At 65.7% G+C, this 21,718-nt stretch carries 24 protein-coding genes; 3 read left to right on the top strand and 21 right to left on the bottom strand.

From position 1 onward, the window contains the following. Positions 1–516, bottom strand: a complete 516-nt coding sequence (locus IRT45_RS00890) for a YbaB/EbfC family DNA-binding protein (protein WP_194803960.1) — start codon at positions 514–516, stop codon at positions 1–3. 34 nt (positions 517–550) lie between these two features. After that, entirely contained in the window at positions 551–1,354 is an 804-nt protein-coding gene (locus tag IRT45_RS00885) for a DUF6585 family protein (protein WP_194803959.1), read from the bottom strand. A 219-nt stretch (positions 1,355–1,573) separates the two neighbouring features. Here IRT45_RS00885 and IRT45_RS00880 point away from each other — a divergent pair, with 219 nt between their 5' ends. Beyond that, positions 1,574–1,771 carry a hypothetical protein gene (locus IRT45_RS00880; protein WP_194803958.1) on the top strand — a complete coding sequence of 66 codons (198 nt, stop codon included), beginning with the start codon at positions 1,574–1,576 and terminating at the stop codon, positions 1,769–1,771. Positions 1,772–1,832: 61 nt separating this feature from the next. Here IRT45_RS00880 and map read toward each other — a convergent pair whose 3' ends face one another. From map to rpsH, 9 genes are all read right to left on the bottom strand, one after another. After that, positions 1,833–2,633: a type I methionyl aminopeptidase gene (map, locus tag IRT45_RS00875; RefSeq protein WP_194803957.1), complete on the bottom strand. Its 801-nt coding sequence runs from the start codon at positions 2,631–2,633 to the stop codon at positions 1,833–1,835. A 5-nt stretch (positions 2,634–2,638) separates the two neighbouring features. Next, positions 2,639–3,184, bottom strand: a complete 546-nt coding sequence (locus IRT45_RS00870) for an adenylate kinase (RefSeq protein WP_062994277.1) — start codon at positions 3,182–3,184, stop codon at positions 2,639–2,641. Continuing rightward, positions 3,181–4,500 carry a preprotein translocase subunit SecY gene (gene secY, locus IRT45_RS00865; protein ID WP_194803956.1) on the bottom strand — a complete coding sequence of 440 codons (1,320 nt, stop codon included), beginning with the start codon at positions 4,498–4,500 and terminating at the stop codon, positions 3,181–3,183. The genes IRT45_RS00870 and secY overlap by 4 nt, the downstream gene beginning before the upstream one ends. Positions 4,501–4,694: 194 nt before the next feature. Then, complete coding sequence (rplO, locus tag IRT45_RS00860; protein WP_194803955.1) at positions 4,695–5,141, bottom strand: 50S ribosomal protein L15; 447 nt, start codon at positions 5,139–5,141, stop codon at positions 4,695–4,697. Next, positions 5,138–5,323, bottom strand: a complete 186-nt coding sequence (rpmD, locus tag IRT45_RS00855; protein ID WP_030513404.1) for a 50S ribosomal protein L30 — start codon at positions 5,321–5,323, stop codon at positions 5,138–5,140. The genes rplO and rpmD overlap by 4 nt, the downstream gene beginning before the upstream one ends. A 1-nt stretch (position 5,324) precedes the next feature. Then, positions 5,325–5,963: a 30S ribosomal protein S5 gene (gene rpsE / locus IRT45_RS00850; RefSeq protein ID WP_062994279.1), complete on the bottom strand. Its 639-nt coding sequence runs from the start codon at positions 5,961–5,963 to the stop codon at positions 5,325–5,327. Between the two features lie 49 nt (positions 5,964–6,012). Further along, complete coding sequence (rplR, locus tag IRT45_RS00845; RefSeq protein ID WP_036498216.1) at positions 6,013–6,420, bottom strand: 50S ribosomal protein L18; 408 nt, start codon at positions 6,418–6,420, stop codon at positions 6,013–6,015. 3 nt (positions 6,421–6,423) lie between these two features. Beyond that, positions 6,424–6,963, bottom strand: coding sequence for a 50S ribosomal protein L6 (gene rplF, locus IRT45_RS00840; protein WP_030513401.1), 540 nt, complete (start codon positions 6,961–6,963; stop codon positions 6,424–6,426). A 14-nt stretch (positions 6,964–6,977) separates the two neighbouring features. Continuing rightward, a complete protein-coding gene (gene rpsH, locus IRT45_RS00835; RefSeq protein ID WP_030513400.1) occupies positions 6,978–7,376 on the bottom strand; it encodes a 30S ribosomal protein S8 in 399 nt (132 codons plus the stop codon). 458 nt (positions 7,377–7,834) lie between these two features. Here rpsH and IRT45_RS00830 point away from each other — a divergent pair, with 458 nt between their 5' ends. Further along, on the top strand, positions 7,835–8,593 hold the full coding sequence (locus tag IRT45_RS00830; protein WP_194803954.1) for a YoaK family protein: 759 nt from the start codon (positions 7,835–7,837) through the stop codon (positions 8,591–8,593). Between the two features lie 340 nt (positions 8,594–8,933). Here IRT45_RS00830 and IRT45_RS00825 read toward each other — a convergent pair whose 3' ends face one another. The 5 genes from IRT45_RS00825 to rplN all read right to left on the bottom strand — a co-directional run bounded on the left by IRT45_RS00825 (position 8,934) and on the right by rplN (position 11,759). Continuing rightward, a complete protein-coding gene (locus IRT45_RS00825; RefSeq protein WP_228533229.1) occupies positions 8,934–9,638 on the bottom strand; it encodes a hypothetical protein in 705 nt (234 codons plus the stop codon). A gap of 680 nt (positions 9,639–10,318) precedes the next feature. Continuing rightward, positions 10,319–10,504, bottom strand: coding sequence for a type Z 30S ribosomal protein S14 (locus IRT45_RS00820; protein WP_025347225.1), 186 nt, complete (start codon positions 10,502–10,504; stop codon positions 10,319–10,321). Positions 10,505–10,508: 4 nt separating this feature from the next. Next, complete coding sequence (gene rplE / locus IRT45_RS00815; RefSeq protein WP_036498214.1) at positions 10,509–11,072, bottom strand: 50S ribosomal protein L5; 564 nt, start codon at positions 11,070–11,072, stop codon at positions 10,509–10,511. A 2-nt stretch (positions 11,073–11,074) separates the two neighbouring features. Beyond that, positions 11,075–11,389 carry a 50S ribosomal protein L24 gene (rplX, locus tag IRT45_RS00810; protein WP_040818503.1) on the bottom strand — a complete coding sequence of 105 codons (315 nt, stop codon included), beginning with the start codon at positions 11,387–11,389 and terminating at the stop codon, positions 11,075–11,077. Position 11,390: 1 nt separating this feature from the next. Next, positions 11,391–11,759: a 50S ribosomal protein L14 gene (rplN, locus tag IRT45_RS00805; RefSeq protein WP_030513395.1), complete on the bottom strand. Its 369-nt coding sequence runs from the start codon at positions 11,757–11,759 to the stop codon at positions 11,391–11,393. 403 nt (positions 11,760–12,162) lie between these two features. Between rplN and IRT45_RS00800 the strand changes: the two genes are divergently transcribed. Further along, positions 12,163–14,205: a M13 family metallopeptidase gene (locus IRT45_RS00800; protein ID WP_309240744.1), complete on the top strand. Its 2,043-nt coding sequence runs from the start codon at positions 12,163–12,165 to the stop codon at positions 14,203–14,205. Positions 14,206–14,220: 15 nt separating this feature from the next. On the opposite strand, the gene IRT45_RS00795 is transcribed toward IRT45_RS00800, so the two are convergent. The 5 genes from IRT45_RS00795 to IRT45_RS00775 form a co-directional block, all read right to left on the bottom strand. After that, on the bottom strand, positions 14,221–16,329 hold the full coding sequence (locus IRT45_RS00795; RefSeq protein ID WP_194803951.1) for a glycogen debranching N-terminal domain-containing protein: 2,109 nt from the start codon (positions 16,327–16,329) through the stop codon (positions 14,221–14,223). A gap of 268 nt (positions 16,330–16,597) precedes the next feature. Beyond that, on the bottom strand, positions 16,598–17,752 hold the full coding sequence (locus IRT45_RS00790; protein ID WP_228533227.1) for an alkane 1-monooxygenase: 1,155 nt from the start codon (positions 17,750–17,752) through the stop codon (positions 16,598–16,600). Between the two features lie 255 nt (positions 17,753–18,007). Then, positions 18,008–19,324, bottom strand: a complete 1,317-nt coding sequence (locus tag IRT45_RS00785) for a lipase family protein (protein WP_194803950.1) — start codon at positions 19,322–19,324, stop codon at positions 18,008–18,010. Between the two features lie 102 nt (positions 19,325–19,426). Continuing rightward, positions 19,427–20,746, bottom strand: coding sequence for a lipase family protein (locus IRT45_RS00780; RefSeq protein WP_194803949.1), 1,320 nt, complete (start codon positions 20,744–20,746; stop codon positions 19,427–19,429). Between the two features lie 153 nt (positions 20,747–20,899). Further along, a complete protein-coding gene (locus tag IRT45_RS00775) occupies positions 20,900–21,709 on the bottom strand; it encodes an ABC transporter permease (RefSeq protein WP_309240743.1) in 810 nt (269 codons plus the stop codon). Positions 21,710–21,718 lie beyond the last annotated feature (9 nt).

Genomic DNA, 21,718 nt, shown 5'->3' with positions numbered 1-21,718 from the left:
TCAGTCCTCGTCGGACACCATCGAGCGGTGCGCGCTACCGTCCATCGGATGCGCGGGCGGGACGTCGCGATAATCCTCGACCCGGGTCGGCGGCGGTGGCGCGGTGGGCATCATCTGCCCGAGATCCGGTGCGCCCTCGACGAATTCCGACAACTTGGGCAACTGCAGTTTGCGTTCGCGCAGCGGCTGCATCAGTTCGGCACCCAGGCGCAGCACCTCGGCCGCGGCCTGCTGCACCGCCGCGGTCATCCCGGCGGCGATCTCGTCGTAGGTCAGCTCCGCGATATCGTCGGCGAACTTCGTGTCGATCAGCAGCCCGTCGGCATTGACCGTCACCCGAATTCGCTGCTCACAGGTGCTCGCCGTGGCCGTCAGCCGGGAGCGTCGCAACTGGATCTCCGCGATCCCGCGCAACTGCTCGTCGAGCCCCTCGAGCACCGTCATCATGTCGGCATGGAGCCGTTCGTTGACCACTGCCACCTCCACCGTCGACGCGCGCAGTAGCAACAACAGCACACCAGATTGAATATCCGGTGGCGCCCAAGGAAATTCAGTGTCGACTACCGCCGTGCACCCGGGACAGATGGGTGGCCAGCGCCTCGAAGATCAGGAAATTCGGAATATCGCTCACCATCGCCGAGGTCAGCGCGAACCAGCGCCCGGCGACGTCGACGCTGAGCCGGCCGTCGGAGATCGACACCTGATTCACCTGCGTCCACGGCGCCGACTTGCGCGGCGAGCCGACCTCGTACCACGTCATCCACAGCTCACCGAACACGAGCCGATGCCCCGCCTGCAGAGCTGCCAGCGCCTGTGGCAGCTGAGCGTCGGTGACGGCCCGCTGAATCGCCGGACCCCACTGCTGCGGATCCGATATGCCGTCGCCGACAACGAAATTCGTACCGGCGAGATCGGTGAGGGTGTAGGCGTAGGTGGTGCCGATGTGATGGCCGTTGCGCATATGCCGCACGATGTTCTGGTACACGGTGGTGCTGTCGTAGCGCACCGCCCACAATCGTCCCAGCAGGGCCGCGATCAGTCCCCGTTCGTAGAGGTCCAGCCGGGCGCCCTCGTAACTGCGGGTGTAGCGGAACGCCCGAATCAGCGCCGGTACCAACACGATCGGGAAGATCGCGGCCAGGATGCCGAGCACCGGCTGCCCCACCGCGAACGACACCACCGCGGCGATCACCCCGGCGGTCGCGAGCACGATCAGCACGATCTTGCCGCCCGTCCGCGGCGACCGGGGCAGATACGTCTGCTGATGCCGGCCCAGCCCGGACCGCCCGGCCAGATCGCCGATCGCCGCCGCCAGTTCCCGATCGTTTCCCTCGGCCATCACCGAATCGGCCACAATCCCCCCTCGACACATGATTACCGACTCAGCCTAATCGAACCGGCGCGACCGGCACCCTGTGGCACACCCGCAGCGCCTCGCCGCACCGCTTGTGAGATGTCCAATGCGCACGCCGGAACGGATCGATCGCACCGGCGCGCGAGTTAGGTTCTCGACCAGCAGATATTCATCGACACGTGCGGTCGCGACACCGTACGCCGACTGTGAGGAGGGCCCGTGACCGAACGCAGTATCGCCATGAACCCCGGAATGCACGAGGTTCTCGACTACTTCGGCAAATGTCCCGAATGCGGTTATCCCGCACGGGCTTCGGCCGATTTCGCCGGGGCGCCCACCGTCGTCGCCAGCTGCGACCGCCCGTGCGGCTGGACGGGCGTGGTTCCGCTCACCACCATGACCGGGCGCACGGTGTAACAGTCCGCCGACAGCACGACGCACCCGCGCCGACGAGGCCACGGGTGCGTCGCGAAACGAATTATTCGGGGCGAACGGTCAGGATCCGCGGCCCGTCCTCGGTGACCGCCACGGTGTGCTCCCAGTGCGCGGCGCGACTGCCGTCGGTGGTGACGACGGTCCAATCATCTTCCAGCACAGTGGTTTCCGTGGTGCCGAGAGTCAACATCGGCTCGATGGCCAGTACCGAACCGACCACCAGTTTCGGACCGCGTCCGGGCGCACCCTCGTTGGCGAGGAACGGATCCATATGCATCTGACGGCCGATGCCGTGTCCGCCGTAGCCGTCGACGATGCCGTAGGCGCGGTTGTGTTCCTTCTCCGCGGCACGCGTGCCCAGCTCGATCGCGTGCGAGACGTCGGTCAGGCGATTGCCCGGCAGCATGGCCGCGATACCGGCGTCCATCGACAGCCGGGTGGCCTCGCTGAGCAGCCGGTCGGCCTCGATCACCTCGCCGATGCCGAACGTCCACGCGGAATCGCCGTGCCAGCCCTCGAGAATCGCACCACAGTCGATGGATACCAGGTCACCCTCGGCGATCACCTCGTCCTTCGACGGAATCCCGTGCACCACACGGTCGTTCACCGAGGAGCAGATCGATCCCGGGAAACCGTGATAGCCCTTGAAAGACGGGACGGCGCCCGCTTCCCGGATGGTCTGCTCGGCGACCTCGTCCAATTCCCAGGTCGAGACCCCGGGCTTGGCGGCGGCGCGCACGGCGACCAGAGCGCGGCCGACGATCGCGCCGGCCGCGGCCATGGCATCGAGCTCACCGGCGGTGCGGAACGGCACCACCTTCTTCTGCTTGAGGCCGAAAACCATTCGCCTCAGCGACCCAGAACGTGGAGCACGCGGGCGTTGACCTCGTCGACCTCACCTACGCCGTCGATGGAGACGACCAGGCCGTCGTAGTGCTGCAGCAGCGGCTCGGTCTCGTCGCGGTACACCTGCATCCGGTTGCGGATGACTTCCTCGGTGTCGTCGGCGCGGCCGCGGCCGAGCATCCGCTCGACCACCACATCGGTCGCCACCTCGAAGCTGATCACGGCGTCCAGCGCGTGGCCGGACTCCTTGAGCATCTTCTCCAGGGCCTCGGCCTGGTCGACGGTGCGCGGGTATCCGTCGAGCACGAAACCGTTGACGGCGTCGGGCTCGGCGATGCGCGACTCCACCATGCGGTTGGTCACATCACTGGGCACCAGGTTGCCCGCGTCGAGGTACTTCTGCGCCTCACGGCCCAGCGGGGTCTGCTGGGAGATGTTCGCACGGAACAAATTCCCCGTGGAGATGTGCGGAACACCCAGCTTGTCCGACAGCAGTTCGGCCTGTGTCCCTTTACCGGCACCCGGCGGTCCGAGCAGTACGAGTCTCACTTGAGGAACCCTTCGTAATTTCTGTTCATCAGTTGGCTCTCGATCTGTTTGACCGTATCGAGGCCGACGCTCACGACGATCAGCACCGACGTGCCGCCGAACGGCAGGAAGTTCGAACCGCCACCGCCGGCACCGATGTGCAACAGCAGGTTGGGCAGTACGGCAACAGCACCGAGGTAGATCGAACCGGGGAGGGTGATTCGGCTCAGTACATAGTTCAGATAGTCGGCGGTCGGCTTACCCGGACGGTAACCGGGAATGAAGCCGCCGAACTTCTTCATCTCGTCCGCGCGTTCCTCCGGATTGAAGGTGATCGCGACGTAGAAGTAGGTGAAGAACACGATCAACGCGAAGTAGATCAGGACGTACACCGGGTTACCCGGGTTCACCAGATACTTCTGGATGATCTTCTGCCACCAGCCGTCGGAGTTGGACGACTGGGTCAGCTGGGCGACCAGATTCGGCAGGTACAGCAGCGAGGACGCGAAGATCACCGGGATCACACCCGCCTGGTTGACCTTCAGCGGTAGGTAGGTCGACGATCCGCCGTACATCTTGCGGCCGACCACGCGCTTGGCGTACTGCACGGGTATTCGGCGCTGGCCCTGTTCGACGAAGATCACGCCGACGATCACCACGAAGGCGGCGACACACACCAGCCCGAAGATCAGGCCGCCCTTGCTGTCGAGGATCTGCTTGCCCTCGGTCGGGATGCGGGCGGCGATACCGGCGAAGATCAACAGCGACATACCGTTGCCGACACCGCGCTCGGTGATCTGCTCGCCGAACCACATCACCAGAGCCGCGCCGGCCGTCATCACCAGCACGATGATGATCATGCCGAAGATGCTGGTGTCGGCCAGGATGTCGTCGGGGCAGCCGCGCAGCAGCTGACCGCGCGAGGCCAGGGCGACCAAACCCGTGGCCTGCAGAATCGCGAGCGCGATCGACAGATACCGCGTGTACTGCGTCATCTTGTTCTGGCCGGACTGGCCTTCTTTTCGCAGTTCCTCGAACCGCGGGATGACCACCGTCAGCAGCTGGATGATGATGCTCGCGGTGATGTAGGGCATGATCCCGATCGCGAACACCGACAGCTGCAGCAGCGCACCACCGGAGAACAGATTGATCAGCTGGTAGATACCGGCATTGTCACCGCCGGAGACGACGTCGATGCAATGGCGGATCGCCTTGTAGTCGACGCCCGGCGACGGTAGCGAGGCGCCGACGCGGTACAGCGCGATCAGGCCCAGCGTGAAGAGAATCTTCCGCCGCAAGTCCGGGGTCCGGAAGGCCGACACGAAGGCGGAAAGCACAGATCCTCCTGGCTGACGACACGGGGGTCACGCCCACTTCCGTCACCTCGGCACATACCGGTGCCCTACAGGGCAGAGCCGGTCCTGTGCCACGACAACGGGGCAGACTGGTTGGCAGACAACACTTGAACTCTAACAGCGACGCCGGACGGGCTCTCACCCGTCCGGCGCCCCGACTGTATTACCAGTAACTGTCAGCCCAGTTCGGTGGCGGTACCACCGGCGGCGGTGATCTTCTCCTTGGCGGAGCCGGAGAACTTGTCGGCGCTGACCTGAACGGCCACACCGATTTCGCCCTCGCCGAGCACCTTCACCAACTGGTTCTTACGCACGGCACCGGCAGCGACGAGTTCGTCCTTGCCGATGGCGCCGCCCTGCGGGAACAGGCGCGCGATATCGCCGACGTTCACGACCTGGTACTCGACGCGGAACGGGTTGGTGAACCCCTTCAGCTTCGGCAGGCGCATGTGGATCGGCATCTGGCCGCCCTCGAAACGGGCCGGCACGTTCTTGCGAGCCTTCGTACCCTTGGTACCGCGACCGGCGGTCTTACCCTTGGAGCCTTCACCGCGACCCACACGGATCTTCTCGGTCTTGGCGCCCGGGGCGGGCCGCAGGTGGTGGAGCTTGATGGGGGTCATGCGGTTTCCTCCTCAACGGAAACGAGGTGGCGCACGACGTTGATCAGCCCGCGGTTCTGGGCGTTGTCCTCGCGGACCACGGTCTGGCGGATACCGCGCAGGCCGAGGGTGCGAAGCGACTCCCGCTGATTCTTCTTGGCGCCGATCGTGGACTTGATCTGGGTCACCTTGAGCTGTGCCATGTCAGACTCCCTGTCCGGCACGCGCACGCAGCATGCCCGCCGGGGCAACGTCCTCGATCGGCAGACCGCGGCGAGCGGCCACCTCTTCCGGACGCTGCAGCATCTTCAGGGCAGCGACGGTCGCGTGCACGACGTTGATGGCGTTGTCGCTACCGAGCGACTTGGCCAGGATGTCGTGGATACCGGCGCACTCCAGCACGGCACGCGCCGCACCACCGGCGATCACACCGGTACCGGGCGAGGCCGGACGCAGCATGACGACACCGGCGGCAGCCTCACCCTGCACCGGGTGCGTGATGGTGCTGCCGATCATCGGGACGCGGAAGAAGCCCTTGCGAGCCTCCTCGACACCCTTCTGGATGGCCGCGGGAACTTCCTTGGCCTTGCCGTATCCGACACCGACCAGGCCGTTGCCGTCGCCCACGATCACCAGGGCGGTGAAGCTGAAGCGACGACCACCCTTCACGACCTTGGAGACGCGGTTGATCGCGACGACGCGCTCGAGCTGGTTCTTCTCGGCGGCATTGTCGCGACGGTCACCGCCGCCGCGACGGTCGCGGCCACCGCCGCGCTGATCGCGCTCGTTACTGTTCTGTCCGGCGGGTCCGTTGCCGCCGTCACGCCGCTGACGTCCCGGCATCAGACGTTCCTTCCGTTCAGGGTCATTCGGTCCATGAGCTGAATCTGCATCAGAACTTCAACCCACCTTCACGAGCGGCATCGGCCAGAGCGGCGATGCGGCCGTGGTAGTCGTGGCCACCGCGGTCGAACACCACGGCCTCCACACCGGCAGCCTTCGCGCGGGCGGCCAGCAGCTCGCCGACCTTCTTGCCCTTCGCGGACTTGTCACCGTCGAGCGCGCGCACATCGGCCTCGATCGAGGACGCCGAGGCGACGGTCTTACCGACGGAGTCGTCGATCACCTGGGCGTGCAGGTGCCGCGAGGAGCGGAACACGACCAGACGCGGACGCTCGGCGGTGCCGAGGACCTTCTTGCGCAGACGGAAGTGCCGACGGGTCTTCGACACCCGGCGACGAGTCGACGCATCCTTGCCGACCGGCTTGCGGGCGGCTTTCTGAGCTTCAGTTTGTGCCATGGCTTACTTACCCGTCTTTCCGACCTTGCGGCGAACGACCTCACCGGCGTAGCGGATGCCCTTGCCCTTGTACGGGTCGGGCTTGCGCAGGCCGTGGATCACTGCGGCGATCTGGCCGACCTTCTGCTTGTCGATCCCGGACACCGAGAACTTGGTGGGGGCCTCGACCTGGAAGGTGATGCCCTCGGGGGCCTCGATCGGCACCGGGTGGCTGTAGCCGAGGGCGAACTCGAGGTTCGAACCCTTCTGCTGCACGCGGTAACCGACGCCGAAGATTTCCATCTTCTTCTCGTAGCCCTGGGTCACGCCGACGATCATGTTGTTGATCAGGGTGCGGCTCAGGCCGTGCAGCGAGCGGTTGCGGCGCTCGTCGTCCGGACGGCCCACCTCCAGCTCACCGTTCTCGGCCTTGGTGACGGTGATCGGCTCGGCGACGGTGTGCGAGAGGGTGCCCTTGGGACCCTTCACCGACACCTGCTGGCCGTCGATGGTCACCTCGACGCCGGCGGGAACCGAGATCGGCTTCTTACCGATACGCGACATTGTTCCTACCTCCCTTACCAGACGTAGGCGAGGACTTCCCCGCCCACACCCTGCTGCTTGGCCTGACGGTCGGTGAGCAGGCCCTTCGACGTGGAGATAATTGCCACGCCCAGACCGCCCAGCACCTTGGGCAGGTTGGTGGATTTCGCGTACACCCGCAGACCCGGCTTCGAGACGCGGCGCACACCCTGCAGGCTGCGCTCCCGGCTCTGGCCGTACTTCAGGTCGACGATCAGGGTCTGGCCGACGGGCGCATCCTCGGTGCGGTAGTCGGCGATGTAGCCCTCGCGCTTGAGGATCTCGGCGATGTTCGCCTTGAGCTTCGAGTGCGGAGCCTTCACCTGATCGTGGTACGCCGAGTTGGCGTTGCGCAGACGGGTCAGAAAGTCTGCGATCGGATCAGTCATGGTCATGTGTTGACCGTTACCTTTCTCGCCGCGGTTCCCATACAGCACCGTCACGCGGGGCGGTCGTGGGCCTACGACAATTTCGGCTGGTCCGGCCGACACCATTGCCGACCGGATTCGGAATGCTGTCACTCGGAGCAACGCGCACGCATATGGGCACGAGGGTGCCCGAGCAACCGGTCTAGTGTAGGCGAGCGGTATGAGCGGGCCAAATCGGGGCCTTCGAGCCGCGGCGAGGGAAACCACCACCGGCGATGCTACTTACCGGCGAGTCCACCGGCCCGCCGAGCCCGTAGCCACCTCCGGCTTCTGACGATCGGCAGACCGTGATGACACCGCGTCGTGAATAACGTTGCGATGCACCGTGTTCCAGATCACGAGAGCACACTTTCACAGCTTTTTCTGAGGTGATCCCGATACGGTTTGTCCGATTCGCCCAGACAGACAACACCTCGGGGAGCTGTATGCCTGCCATGAGCCTCACCAACCCGCACCGCGCACTCGTTCTCGGTTACGGATCACTGCTCGCGACTGTCGCGGGCTTCGTCAATGCCGTAGCCATCCTGACCTTGGCCATCCCGGTCGGCAATCTGACGGCGACAGCAACGCGGCTGGGGATGGACACCGCCAGACCGTGGCTGTTCGAGAGCAGCGTGCTCGTCCTCATCCTTGTCGGATTCCTGATGGGAGCGGCGGCGGCCGGTGCGACATTGGCGCCCGCGAAAACGCATGCGGGAGTCCGACACAGCGCCGTCATGATCGGTGAAGCGGTGCTGCTCGTTCTGGCCTTTGCCTGGTCGACGCACACCCTGTCGGTCTTTCTCGCGGCCCTCGCCTGCGGGCTACAGAACGCAACGACCTCCAGCCTGCAGACGATGCAGATTCGCACCACCCATTTCACCGGCACCGTCACCGATCTCGGCCTGATCCTCGGACGTTCCTGCCGGCACGGTATCGACAGATGGCGCGTCACGGTGCTGTCGGCCACGGTCGTCACCTTCATCATCGGCAGCATCGCCGGCACCATCCTCGGCACCCGCCTCGATGAGGCGGCACTATTGGTGCCCGCCGCCATCTGCGTCGTCATCGCCATCGCCGGACTCTCCTACGATCGCCGACGCCCTCTTCCGACATCGTCGAGCGAGCCCGAGCCACTGGCCGCCGCCAACTCCTACGGCCCGGAGATCAGCAACGGTTCGCGAGCGATGTACCAGGTCGGCTGACCCTGCCACGACGCGCGGCGATCGGGCCCGGAACTCGATCGCCGCGTGTTCGACGCCGCCTGACACGGGGTGACACGCCCGCCCGGAGAGGCCAATAGGGCAATAAGGAGCCCCAGGCGCGTGTTCTGCCGCAGTCACATCGGCCGACGGAGTATTCGACGTGTCGTTGACCGTCTTTCCGGGCCCGGTCGCCGTGCCGGAGCCGTGCGATCAGATTCGTGAGCTGGCCGACGCTTTCACATCCGCTCTGGATTAGAAGTAGCAGATCCGTTGCCGCGCTCCAGCAACGACGATCGGTACCACCGCATCACGAAACAGATCAGCACGATCGTCGCACTGATCAGGGAAACAGAGTCAGCACCTGGCGGGTGACCTCGGCGAGCGCGTCCGCGTTCTTCCCCGTCACGGTCACAACGGGGCGGCGAGGCCCGAGGAAATCGCCCGGGGCGGGCGAGCCGAGTTCGGGGCCCAGGACTGTCGTGTAGGTGACGTAGCCGTCAGGATCCGATGCGGGCTCCATGTAGACCTCGTGGTTACCTGCGAAGTCGGCCTGCTGCGACCCACGGATGAGCTTCTGTTGCTCGTATTCGTACCGGACGGTGACAGCATCTCCGCGATAATCGAAGTCGCACTTGTCCTCTCGGCGGTCATCGGGGTCCGCGGTGGCGTTCACCTTCGGAAGTACAGCGCAGGGGTCGGCTCCGGTCAGAACGGTTCGGGGCGAGACGGTTCCCTGCTGCGGTTCGTTGGCGAACTCGGATATCAGTTGCGGCACCAGTGATTTCGCTGTTTCGCAAGCATCGGTGCCGAGCGGGCCGTCGAGATGCATCATGACGGCCGCGTGGGACGGGTATCGGACCGTGACGGCGCACGTGCGCTGCACCAGCTGATCGGTCGGCATGCCGGAATCCGCATCACTGAGGAAGGTGACCGGAACACCGCCGATCGTCTCCGTCCTACCCTTACCGGAGTTCTTCACCCCGGCGACCACAACCGACCAGTCGACGCTTGTCCCTTTGTACGCCTCGGACGATCCCAGCTCCACGTCGCACGAAGTAGGATCGTGGTTCTCCATCGAACGGATAGACCCGATCTTCGCCAGCGCGGGCTTCGAAATGAGCGCGCAGGGGTCCAGATTCCGCACTCGCTGCAGAACTTCCGAACGCTGCTGATCGTTTTGCGGTGCAGTGAACCAGAACCCACCGGGTTCAGCCGACTTCCCTGCCCCGCAAGCAGTTACCGCAATCGACAACACCGCGACCATACCCAGCCGACGAATCATCCCCCACTCCTTCACAATCCACCGCAGCGGTCGACGAGCACCCGCTATTCCGGGCGTCGATCACGCAACCGGCCCGAATAATAGTCGGCCAGTACCGACGACAGCCCCGCGAACCACGACCGCTGACCGGCGGTACCGACAGAACGCAAAGGCCGAGGGAGCCGGACCGGCGGCGACTCGGCGGTGACGCGGCTTGTCTCGCTCGATGTCGACGTCGCTGTATCCGCGGCGACGCCGTAGTACGCGCTCGATATCCGCGAACCGCGTGGTCTGGGAAATGTGAGCATTTGCGGACTTGAACCGCGCTATCTGCCGCTGGCTACTACTCACCAGGTCCCTGAAACTCCCCCCACGCAAGAAAGGGTACGGACTCAGCCCGAGTCCGTACCCTTTCTCGATTCGATTGTCGCGCTCAGCGCGGGCGCTGCCTCAGCAGCGCGAGCTCACCAGGAGCTCTTGTGCACGCCCGGCAGCTCGCCGCGGTGCGCCATCTCACGGACGCAGACGCGGCACAGGCCGAACTTGCGGTAGACCGCGCGGGGGCGGCCGCAGCGCTGGCAGCGGGTGTAGCCACGAACGGCGAACTTCGGCTTCGCGGCGGCTTTGTTGACGAGAGCTTTCTTAGCCATGTGCTCAGTTCTCCTTGAACGGGAAGCCGAGGTGCTTGAGCAGGGCGCGGCCCTCCTCATCGTTGGTCGCCGTGGTGACGACCGTGATGTCCATACCGCGCGGACGGTCGATGGAGTCCACGTCGATCTCGTGGAACATCGACTGCTCGCTCAGGCCGAACGTGTAGTTGCCGTTGCCGTCGAACTGCTTCGGCGACAGGCCGCGGAAGTCGCGGATACGGGGCAGCGCGATGGACACGAGGCGGTCCAGGAACTCCCACATGCGGTCGCCGCGCAGCGTGACGCGCGCACCGATCGGCATACCCTCACGCAGCTTGAACTGCGCGATGGACTTGCGGGCCTTGCGGATCTCCGGCTTCTGACCGGTGATCAGGGCCAGGTCGTTGACGGCGCCGTTGATCAGCTTGGCGTCGCGGGCGGCGTCACCGACACCCATGTTGACGACGACCTTCACCACGCCCGGGATCTGCATCACGTTGGCGTAGTTGAATTCGTTGTTCAGCGCGTCCTTGATTTCCGCGCGGTAGCGGAGCTTGAGGCGAGGCTGAATGTTCTCTGCGGTGGTCATGCTCAGATGTCCTTCCCGTTGCGACGGGAGATGCGCACCCGCTTGCCGTTCTCGTCGGTGCGGTAACCCACCCGGGTCGGCTTGCCGTCGGAGTCGACAACCATCACGTTGGACACGTGGATGGGCGCCTCCTGGGTCACGATGCCGCCGGAGCTGGCGCCGCGCTGGTTCGCGGAGTTCGCGACGTGCTTCTTGATCCGGTTCACGCCCTCGACCAGGACCTTCTCGGTCGCCGGGTAGGCCTGGATGACCTTGCCCTTGGCGCCCTTGTCCTTACCCGAGACGACGATCACGGTGTCGCCCTTGTGCACCTTCATGTCAGAGCACCTCCGGGGCCAGCGAAACGATCTTCATGAACCGCTTGTCACGCAGCTCGCGGCCGACGGGGCCGAAGATGCGGGTGCCACGCGGATCGTTGTCCGCCTTGATCAGCACCGCGGCGTTCTCGTCGAACTTGATGTACGAACCATCCGGACGACGACGCTCCTTGACGGTGCGCACGACGACCGCCTTGACGACATCACCCTTCTTGACGTTGCCGCCGGGGATGGCGTCCTTGACGGTGGCGACGATGACGTCGCCGATACCGGCATAGCGACGCGACGACCCGCCGAGCACGCGGATGCACAGAATCTCCTTGGCACCCGTGTTGTCGGCGACGCGCAGTCGCGACTCCTGCTGAATCACTTCAGCTCCTCCTAGACCTGGACGTAATGCACGCCGGATTACCGACCCGACGGGCATGGTCAGTTGCCCTTCGACGGACCTTGACGGCCCGCTCCCGCACAGTAGCGGGGCAGCGCCTGCCAGCGGTTTTGCATGATCTTCGAAGATCAACCACTGTGGGTTCGCGGCCGAAGTGCGGGCACAATGCCCGCAGGCAACCGGACAAGTGTAGCGAAGCCGCAGGTCGCGCCCAAATCAGGGGCCGGCGGGGAATCCGGCGAGGCCGGCCCCCACGGGTGGCGGTCGAACTCAGCCGATACTCAGCAGGTTCGGTTAGCCTCTCACGGACGCGACCGGCCTCGCTTCCGGGTGGGCCGCGGTGTTGTCGCGCAGGTGCACGATGAAGTCGGGGAGAGGATTTTCTGTGACATCGTCCGGTCGCCAGGTCCGCCTGGGTCGCCGCTCGTTCCTGATCGCCCTCGGCGCGGTGCCGGTGGCCACCGCCCTGGTGGCGTGCAACAGCGACGACGCGAAGCCCAAACCTCTCACCGGTCCCGATCTGTCGGGCGTCGACCCCGCGGTGCGGCCGCAGGACGATCTGTACCGCCATATCAACGGCACCTGGTTGCGCACCTATCAGCTGCCGCCGGACAAGGTCTCCTTCGGCACGTTCGCCGAGGTGTCGGATCGGATCGAGGGACAGCTGCGCGAGGTCATCGACGGCATCCACGATCCGAAGGACGGGTCGGAGGGCCAGCAGATCCGCGACCTCTACGACGCCCGGATGGATCTGGACACACTCGAGAAGCTCGGCACCGCCCCGCTGCAACCGCTGTTCGCCCGGATCGACGGGGCGCAGAACCGGGCCGATCTCGCGAAGGTCATGGGTGCGCTGCCACTGGGCGGCCTGATCGGGCTGGGCGTGAGTATCGACCACAAGAATTCGAACGCCTACATTCCGGCGGTGGGACAGTCCGGCCTCGGCATGGGCGAGCAGTACTACCGGAAACCCGAATTCGCGCAATATCTTTCGGCGTATCAGACATTGCTGCACAAATTGGCGACCGGCGCCGGCCTTCCGGATCCGGACGGTGCGGCCGAACGCACCCTGGACCTGGAGAAGCGCATCGCCGCCGGTTACTGGGACAACGTCCGCACCCGCGACGCCGACGCCACCTACAACCTCATGGCATGGAACGAGATGACCGCGCTGGCACCGGGTTTCGACTGGGAGCCGTGGCTCGCCGGCAGCACCGACCGGCCCAAAGATCTGTTCGCGACGATGGTCGTCGGCGAACCGTCGTTCGTCACCGCGGCCGGGCAGCTGTGGACCGAGGTGGATATCAACATCTGGCGGGAATGGCTGAAGCTCAGCCTGCTGCGCAAGTACGCCAAGTACATGAACAAGGAACTGTCGGACGCGAACTTCGATTTCCTGAAGGCCACCAGCGGAATCGAGCAGCGCCCGGAGCTGTGGAAGTCGGCGGTCGCGGTGGTCGACGCCAGTCTCGGTGAACAGCTGGGCAAGCTGTACGTGGCGAAATACTTTCCGCCGCAGGCGAAGACGCGCGTCAAGGAACTGGTCGACAATCTGCTGGCCGCCTACCGTGACAACTTCCGCAACTCGTCGTGGATGTCGCCGCGGACGCGCGAGGCTGCGATCGCGAAACTGGACAAGATCACGGTCAAGATCGGCTATCCCGACAAGTGGCTGGACTATTCGAAGCTGAAGGTCACCCGCGGCCGACTGGTCGAATCCCTGCTCGCCATCGAGGCTTTCGAGGCGAAGCGTTCGATGGACAAGCTGGGAACGCCGGTGGACAAGGCCGAATGGGGCATGTCGCCGCAGACCGTCAACGCGTACTACGAGGCCACCTCCAATTCCATCAACTTCCCGGCCGCGATCCTGCAGGCTCCGTTCTTCGACACCGACGCCGAACCGGCGGTGAACTACGGCGCGATCGGCGCGACCATCGGCCACGAGATCGGCCACGGCTTCGACGACCAGGGTTCGAAGTACAACGGCGACGGCAATCGCGAGGACTGGTGGACCCCGGAGGACCGGGCCGCGTTCGAGGCCAAGACCAAACAGTTGATCGATCAGTACAACGCCCTGGTGCCCGAGGGGCTGCCGCCCAGCGATCACGTCAACGGCCAACTGACCGTCGGCGAGAACCTCGCCGACCTGCGCGGACTGATGATCGCGCTGGCCGCCTTCCGCATCGAGGAAGCCGAGAGCGGCCGCAACACACCGGACTACACCCCGATGTTCCAGTCCTGGGGCCGCAACTGGCGGGAGAAGCGGACCCAGCAGTCGCTCGAAGAGCAGGTCGCCACGGATCCGCACTCCCCCAGCGAATTCCGCTGCAACCAGGTGGTGCGCAACCTGCCGGAGTTCTACACGACCTTCGGCGTCCAGCCGTCGGACAAACTCTTCCTGCCCGAGGATCAGCGCGTCGCTCTGTGAGCTCCGCGCGACCGGTCAATGGGTGATCAGTCGCCAATCCTCGGGGAGGTTGGCGGCCGTCACCTGCTCGCCGTCCACCGCCAGATCCACCGCGGTACCGCCGAGGCGCAGATCGGTGAGCTCCACTCTGCCCCAGCGCGCGGGAACGTGCGGCAGCACGGTCACCGTGCGGTGCGGCACATCCGGTTCGAGTCCGAGGAACGAACGAACCAGCAGCAGCGGCGCGGCACTGGCCCAGGCCTGCGGGGAACACGAGGTCGGGTACGGCACCGGCGCCGAGAACCGAGAACGCTGGAAACCACAGAACAGCTCGGGCAGGCGGCCGCCGAAAGCGGTTGCGGCGTCGAGCAATCCGTTGGACAGCCGGGTGGCCAGTCCGACCGCGCCCGGGATGTGACGGTAACGCAGCAGCCCGGCGACGGCGATGGCGGTGTCGTGCGGCCAGACCGAACCGTTGTGATAGCTCATCGGATTGAACGCGCCCATCCCGGAAGACAGTGTGCGCAAACCGAATCCGGAGTCCATCTCGGCGGTCGCCAGATGGTGCACCAGCTGTTCGGCATGTTCGTCGGTCACGATGCCCGACCACAGGCAATGCCCGACATTGCTGGTGAGCGCGTCGACCCGGCGTTTGTTGCCGTCCAAAGCGACCGCGTACCAGCCCTTTTCGGGGATCCAGAACGCTTCGGAGAATTTCGTCCGCAGTTCGGCGGCGTGTTCGCGCAACTTCTCGGCCTTGTCCGACTGCCCGAATTCCTCGGCCAGTTCGGCGCGGGCCAGGATCGCCGCGTAGACGTAACTCTGCACCTCGCACAGCGCGATCGGCGCCTGAGCGAGATGTCCGGCCGCGTCGTTGATGCCGTCGAAGCTGTCCTTCCAGCCTTGATTGATCAGGCCGCGGTCGGTCGCGCGCTGATATTCGACGAAGCCGTCGCCGTCGCGATCGCCGAAATGCGACATCCAGTCGAGGGCCGCGTCGGCCGCCGGCAGCAGCGTCTGCACAGCCTCCGGCGACGCACCCCACCGCCGTGTCTCGGCCAGCAGCATCACGAAAAGCGGTGTGGCGTCGACGGTTCCGTAGTACACCTCACCACCCAGGGCCAGTCCGCCCGCCGGGCCGCGGCGGATCTCGTGCATGATCCGGCCCGGTTCCTCCTCGGTGAGCGCGTCGACCTGCTGGCCCTGCATTTCGGCCAACTGCTGCATGGTGCCCAGGGCGAGCGAGGAATCCAGCGGCAGCGCCATCCACGCGGTGAGCAGCGAGTCGCGGCCGAACAGCGTCATGAACCACGGGGCGCCGGCGGCGACGAAGGTGCGATGCCGGCGTTCCTCACGGATCTGCAAAGCGCCCAGGTCGCTTTCGGTGCGCTGCAGAATAGCGGTGAGCTGCGGATCGCCGGTGGTGAGTTTGGTGGCGGTGTCCCGCCACGCGGCCATCTTGCGGCCCGGTTCACTGCTGCGATAGTGCTCGCCGGGGCGTAGCGCGACATGCACCCGCTGATTGGCCACCGTCGGCTGGGCCAGGATCTCGGTCTGCCAGCGTCCGGTGGCGGGCACGACGATGCGCCAGGTCAGCGAGCCGGGCAGCACGGTCGGCAGTTCCGAGGACGAGACCGCCAGGCCGCGTGCGCGATCGGAGCGGTCGTTGAGCAGCAGTTCGTTGTCGGTGACCAGTATTTCGGCCCGTCCGTGCCCGGCTCGGCCCTCCTTGACGGCGAACAGATCCACGAAGTCGGCGTCGGCGCGCAGTTCCAGCACGACCGCCGTGGGTTCGCGGCCGAGATTCTCCAGGATGACCGTCTCCCGCATACCGTCGGCGACGAGGCGTTCGCGCACCACCAGCAGACTGGAATCGGCGGCGCCGGACCGCGGCGGCCGCCGCAGGATGAACCGCGCGGTGAAGGCCTCGGGACTGAGCACCGACAGCGGTTCGAGCCGCTGCCCGTCCACCCGCAACTCCCAGCGCGATACCACGCGGGCATCGCGATAGAACAGGCCCTGGGAGGTTCCCGATTCCACATCGCCGACCCGGTCGGACAGGCAGAAGGTGCTGCCCTCTACCAGCGTCACCGAACCGTTCAGCAGGGCGGGTTCGCCGCCGTTGAGAGGTGAGGGCCCGGTCATCGCGCATCACCCCCTCGGGGGTGTCGCGGCGCCGCGGCGGGCGCGGTAGATCGTTTCGTCGACTCGAACATCACCATCGCGAACGGCTCCTCCCTGATCACCGGCGACAACCGATCCGGCTCGAGGTTTGCGTGGGCCTATCCGACAACGTTCGTGCGAGAACGTCTCGATCATCGAGAGTAACCGCTGGAGGGTGCTCGGCACGGCCAATCCCTCGAGCACGTCGCAAATCCGCGCTGCGGCGCGGCACGGCGGATCGCGGACGGGATCAGCGCGCGAGATCGCCGGCTCCCTCGACAGGCCGTTTGCGTGGCGGTTTGACGTTGACCAGGCTGCGGTCACCGCCGTAGTGGGCCAGCACCCGAGGATCGATCACCGCACGCCACAGCGGCGGCACCGCGGCCAGCAGGACCATCCCGGCGTAACCCATCGGAAGCTGTGGCGCCTGGTCGACGCTGCGCAGGGTCTGGTAGCGGCGGCCCGGATTCGCGTGGTGGTCGCTGTGGCGCTGCAGATGGAACAGGAAGATGTTGGTGACCAGACTGTCGCTGTTCCAGCTGTCGCGCGGCGAACAGCGCCCGAAGGTGCCGTCGGCGCGCCGCGCGCGCAGCAGGCCGTAGTGCTCGACATAGTTCACCGTCTCGAGCAGGAGGGCGCCGATCAACGCCTGCAAGGCCAGCCACGGAATCACACGCGGACCGAAGTACAGGATCATCGCGCCGAACAGCACGACGCTCATCGACCAGGCCTGCAGAAGATGATTCTCGTGGCTGAACCACCGCTTACCCCGGCGTGCGAGCCGGTCTCGTTCGAGGCGGAACGCCGAGCGGAGCCCGCCGAACATGCTGCGCGGCAGAAATACCCACAGGGACTCGCCGAAGCGGGCGCTGGCCGGGTCCTCCGGGGTCGCGACGCGGGCGTGGTGGCCGCGGTTGTGCTCGACGAAGAAGTGCCCGTACGCGGACTGCGCGAGCGCGATCTTCGACAGCCATCGTTCCAGATGCTCGGACCGGTGGCCCAGTTCGTGCGCGGCATTGATGCCGATGCCCGACACCACCCCGAGTGTGATGGTGAGGCCTAGTTTGTCGACGAACGACAGCACGGTGTCCGCCCACAGGAAGCCCGCGACGAACAGGCCGAAGAATTGCATCGGCAGGAACAGGTATGTGCACCAACGGTAGTAGCGGTCGTTGGAGAGTGCTTCGTAGTCCTCGTCGTGCGGATTGCTGCCGTCGTTCCCGATCGCCCAGTCCAGCAACGGAATGGCCCCGAAAACGATGATCGGCCCGATCCACCAGAACACCGGCGATCCGGTGAGGACCACCAGCGGCCCGGGGAGCAGGGCACAGGCCGGTGCTATCAACCCCAGCATCCAAAGGTAGCGCTTGGGGTCGCGGGCTCGGGATTGTTCGAAGATCGCCATGTACTTCTCGCTATCCAGGAGTCACACCAGATGGAGAATGCGGCCGCGGGAAGCGGCGTAGGCCTGAAATATTCAGAGTAGCCGTTCGATCCCGGCTGTCCACAGATCTCCGAAAAAGACCTACCGACGTGCAGATACCCCGAAATCGAGAAAGTATGGCAGCGAATTTCGGGGCCGGAGTTTCCGGCATGACACGACACGACGCCGCCCACCCCGGTCGGCGGGCGGCGTCGGTCGGACCGTGCGCGAATGTCGCTACGGCAGAGCGGCGCAATTACTCGGCGCAGGCAGCCCTGCCAGCCGATCGGTCATCCATGAATGCGCCGTCGCCAGCGACGGGAAATAGGCCAGGTCGTGGGTACCCACAACGCCGGTGACGGCGGGCAGCTGCGGATTCGCGTCCAGCTGAACCGGAGTACCACCGGCGCACCAACCGGCGGCCACGGCACGAACCGGCGGATACGGCGTGCCCTCGTCGTTCGCGGCCGAGGCGATGAGCACCGGCATCGAGGGCGCCATGGTTCCGATGCGCTGCTCGTCGAATGCCGCTTTCAGCGCCGGAGACCGGTCGATGACCGCGGTGAGAGGTTCTCCACTATTGGTGATTTGCGTTATTCGCCGTATTTGAATGTCCACCGACGCAGCAATGGCGCACTTGCCGAGAGCGTCGTTCATCAGTCCTTTACCGGCATCGTTGATTTCGGCATCGAGAATCGGACGCGTTTCCGGATAGTCGGCGGCGATGCCGTTGAGGGTGAACGGCGCGGAGGATCCGACACCGGTCTGGCCGTAGTTGTAGCCGATGAAACTTTCCGGGTCGACGATCGGCCCGCCGATGTAGGCCCCGCGCACGTTCAGTTCGGGCGCGTAGCTGGACTGCAGTTCAGCGGCGCCGGCCGAGGCCATGCCACCCTGGGAGTAGCCGAACAGAATGACCGGCGAGTGCGGATTCAGTCCGGTGCCCGGCAGCTGCAATGCGGCACGCGCGGAATCGAGTACGGCATATGCCTGCGCTTTCCGGTTCAGGAAGTCGTGCACATCGGGTGTGCCCAGCCCGTGATAATCGGTCAGCACCACGGCCATACCGCGCGCGAGCAACGACGTCAGCGCGATGACGTCGTATTCGGCGATGAGGTCGTACGGCGGCTGGAACTGGGCCAGCTGCGGCAGCACCTTCGACGGCGCGCACTGATCGCCTTGCCCCTGAGAGCCGACTCCGTATGCGACCAGCGGACGTTCGCCCGGGCCGGTCCACGGCAGCGTCGGCTGCAGATAGGTCGCCACCACAGCGGTCGGAGCGTCGTGAGTATCGCTGCTGAGATACATCATTCGCGTCGACGCCGCCGGCACGACACCCGGTTGGCCGGGCGCCGACATCGCCAGCGCGGCCGGCTGGGCACGAAGGATCGCGCCCGGGGGCATCGGTGGTACCGGCGGCGGCATGTAGAAATCATCGGCGGCGACCTGCGTAGCCGGTTGCGGCGACGCGGGTGGCGCCGAGATCGCCGCGCCCGCGATGACGACGAGTGAGCCGAACAGAACTGCGTTCCATCTGCGGATCAAGCCCCTCACGATCGATCCTTCCCTGCGCTTTCGGCGGATATATGTCGAGCGTCGAGCGATCGAACATCAGCGGCCCGGGTGGGTGTGTGTCGCCCACCCGGGCACGGGCCGCTACGGCAACGCGGCGCAATTGCTGGCCGCGGGCGCGGCCGCGAGCCGATCGGTCAGCCACATCTGCGACGCCGCCAACGACGGGAAGAACGCGAGATCGTGGGTGCCGACGACACCGGAAATCGGTGGCAGCTGGGAGTTCGCGTCCATCTGCACCGGCACGCCACGACTGCACCACGCGGCGGCCACATCTCGGATGGGCGCGAACGGCGCACCCTCGTCGTTCCTCGCCGAGGCGATGAGCACCGGCGCCGACGGCGTGCCGCCACCGATGCGCTGATCGGCGAAGGCCTGGCTCAACGCCGGGGAGCGGTCGATCACCGTGGTGAGTGGCTGTCCGCTGGAAGTGAACTGGGCCGTCTGCCGCTGCGGATTGTCGATCGACACCGCGATGGCACATTTGCCCGCGGCGTCGCGCATCAGCGCCTTGCCGGCGTCGTTGAGTTCGGCGTCGAGTTCCGGACGGGTTTCGGGATAGTCGGCGGCGATGCCGTTGAGCGTGAAGCCGACCGCACCGGACAGGCTCGGCTGGCCCTCGTTGAAGCCGATGAAATATTCGGGATCCACCACCGGCCCGCCGATGTACGCGCCACGCATATTCAGCTCCGGCGCATAGCTCGGTTGCATTTCGGCCGCACCGGCCGAGGCCATACCACCCTGGGAGTAGCCGTACGCGATGACCGGCGGCCGCGGCCCCAGGCCGTTGTTCGGCAACTGCTGCGCGGCCCGCGCCGAATCCAGTACCGCATAGGATTGCGCTTTGCGATTCAGGAAGTCGTGCATTTCCGGTGTGCCCAGCCCGTGGTAATCGGTGACCACGACGGCCATCCCGCGCGACAGCAGCGAATACAGCGCCAACACATCGTATTCGGCGATGACGTCGAACGGCGGCTGATATTGGACGAGCTGCGAGAGCACTTTCGAGGGCGCGCATTGATCGCCTTGGCCCTGCGTGCCGACCGCGTACGCGACCAGCGGGCGATCACCGGGACCGGTCCACGGCAGCAGCGGCTGCAGATACGTGCCCGTCACCGCGGTCGGCGTGTCGTGCGTGTCGGTGCTGAGATACATCATGCGTGTCGAGATCGCCGGGACGACGCCCGGTTGCCCGGGCGCCGAAAGCAGCAACGATGCGGGCTGGGCTCGTACGATGGCTCCCGGCGGACCCGGCGGCAACGGCGCCGGGGGAACGTAGAAATCATCGGCGGCGGCCTGCGCCGGCGGCTGTGTCCAGGCATGCGGCGCCGAAACCATTCCGCCCGCGACTGCGATGAGAGCTCCGAACAAGACAGCGGTACAACTGCGAATCCGGCTCCGCACGATTCGTCCTTTCCTGAGCTTCGGGATGCCTATCGGAACGAACAAACGGATCTCGACAGTACCGAAAAAGACGGATCGATCTTCTGTGAATCAGAATGACAGTCGGCGTGTCTCGCTAACGACTGGCTAACAAGTTGTCGGGGAGCGGACCGGTCAACTCTGAACGGCCCGCCGATAACCGCGAATGGCCACGGCGCCGAAAACCACGATCAGCCCTGCCGACCATGCGAGGGTCTGTAACACCGGAACCACAAGCGGACCACCGAGAGTGAAGTTGCGCATCGCCTCGATGGCGCAACTCATCGGCTGGGCCCGCACGACCGGCTGCAACCAGCCCGGATAGTTCTGCACCGGTACGAATCCGGAATTGAAGAACATGCCGACCAGTACGACGATCGCGAACAACTGCACCACCTTGTCGCCGGCGCTGCTCACCCCGACCGCGACGACCAGCGGCGTGAATCCGGCGATCACGATCACCGGCACCAGCAGGACGCCGATCGCACCGCCCCAGCCCTGCTGGAAACGCAGGCCCAGCGCCATACCGACGGCGACGACCACGATCGTCGCCGCGAGCGCGCGGGCGCATTCGGCGGCGAGCCGGCCGGACAGTCCGGCCCAGCGATGCGTCGGGAGCACCCAGAACCGGCGCAGCAGACCGCTTTCCCGCTCGGCGTACAACGACATGCCGGTACCCATCGCGCCGTACATGGCTCCGGCGACCGCGATCATCGGCACGAAACCGTAGATCGGGTCGGCGCCGCCGGTGGCGCCGAGGGATTTGTCCAGCACCAAGTCGTACATGAGCAGCAGCAGAATCGGCAGCACCAGCGTGCTGGTGATCACCTCCGGCTGCCGCGACCAGCGCCGCAACAGGCGGCCGGTCTCGACCAGAGTCTGCGACCCCAGATCGCCGATCCGCGTGCCCAGCACGGGAGAATCGACCGTCGCCACCTCGCTCACGGGTGTTCC

Origin of the sequence: Nocardia sp. BSTN01 (genome assembly GCF_015354405.1) — a bacterium.
Taxonomy (GTDB): Bacteria; Actinomycetota; Actinomycetes; order Mycobacteriales; family Mycobacteriaceae; genus Nocardia.
Note: the sequence above shows the minus strand (reverse complement) of the source record. Positions and strands in the feature narration are given on the sequence as shown.

Bases quoted from the DNA above. Each gene is read 5' to 3' on its own strand.
- IRT45_RS00795 (WP_194803951.1), bottom strand. From the start codon at position 16,329: ATGACCGGGCCCTCACCTCTCAACGGCGGCGAACCCGCCCTGCTGAAC.
- rplO (WP_194803955.1), bottom strand. From the start codon at position 5,141: ATGACCCCCATCAAGCTCCACCACCTGCGGCCCGCCCCGGGCGCCAAG.
- rpmD (WP_030513404.1), bottom strand. From the start codon at position 5,323: ATGGCACAGCTCAAGGTGACCCAGATCAAGTCCACGATCGGCGCCAAG.
- rplX (WP_040818503.1), bottom strand. From the start codon at position 11,389: ATGAAGGTGCACAAGGGCGACACCGTGATCGTCGTCTCGGGTAAGGAC.
- rpsE (WP_062994279.1), bottom strand. From the start codon at position 5,963: ATGCCGGGACGTCAGCGGCGTGACGGCGGCAACGGACCCGCCGGACAG.
- IRT45_RS00790 (WP_228533227.1), bottom strand. From the start codon at position 17,752: ATGGCGATCTTCGAACAATCCCGAGCCCGCGACCCCAAGCGCTACCTT.
- IRT45_RS00830 (WP_194803954.1), top strand. From the start codon at position 7,835: ATGCCTGCCATGAGCCTCACCAACCCGCACCGCGCACTCGTTCTCGGT.
- rpsH (WP_030513400.1), bottom strand. From the start codon at position 7,376: ATGACCATGACTGATCCGATCGCAGACTTTCTGACCCGTCTGCGCAAC.
- rplR (WP_036498216.1), bottom strand. From the start codon at position 6,420: ATGGCACAAACTGAAGCTCAGAAAGCCGCCCGCAAGCCGGTCGGCAAG.
- map (WP_194803957.1), bottom strand. From the start codon at position 2,633: ATGGTTTTCGGCCTCAAGCAGAAGAAGGTGGTGCCGTTCCGCACCGCC.
- rplF (WP_030513401.1), bottom strand. From the start codon at position 6,963: ATGTCGCGTATCGGTAAGAAGCCGATCTCGGTTCCCGCCGGCGTCGAG.
- IRT45_RS00820 (WP_025347225.1), bottom strand. From the start codon at position 10,504: ATGGCTAAGAAAGCTCTCGTCAACAAAGCCGCCGCGAAGCCGAAGTTC.
- rplE (WP_036498214.1), bottom strand. From the start codon at position 11,072: ATGACCACCGCAGAGAACATTCAGCCTCGCCTCAAGCTCCGCTACCGC.